The sequence below is a fragment of the Streptomyces sp. DH12 genome (genome assembly GCF_020873895.1).
GTDB lineage: Bacteria > Actinomycetota > Actinomycetes > Streptomycetales > Streptomycetaceae > Streptomyces.
The window spans coordinates 1-461 of the sequence record NZ_JAHWGT010000987.1 but is presented as its reverse complement, the minus strand read 5'-3'; the positions used below and the strand labels follow the sequence as shown (position 1 = coordinate 461).

The following is a 461-nucleotide window of genomic DNA, read 5'->3' as shown; positions in this document are numbered from 1 at the left end:
CCGAGGGGCTGCGCCAGGAGTCCGGCCCCGGACTGCGGGTGACCGTCGTGTCGCCCGGCTTCACCCACACCGAGGGCGTCGGCAAGGGCGCCAGTCCCGAGGCCGCCGCCGCGATGACCCGGATGCGCGACGAGATCGCGATGCCGCCCTCCGCCGTCGCCTCCGCCATCGGCTACGCGATCGAGCAGCCCTCCGGCGTCGACGTCGGCGAGATCGTCGTACGTCCCACCGCGCAGGCCTGAGCCGCCTCCCGTGAAGCGGGCGCTGTGGTGCGTCGGCCGGCGGTTCGCGGAATCGGCAGGCCGCCGGCGGACGTCCGCGAGCGGGAAATCGGGTCGACGCGCGCGAGGACCGTCCTCTACCGTTCCGTCCGCGGCATCGCGTGCCGGTCACCGGCCGGGTGAGGCATGGAGGCGCCGCGGATGCCCGTGGAGGCATTGACCTTGTCCGTCGAGTTCAAC

At 74.0% G+C, this 461-nt stretch carries 1 pseudogene; it reads left to right on the top strand.

The features are described from left to right. A pseudogene (locus LPA54_RS38120) lies at nt 1–242 on the top strand (oxidoreductase); the annotation flags it as partial. Nucleotides 243–461 lie beyond the last annotated feature (219 nt).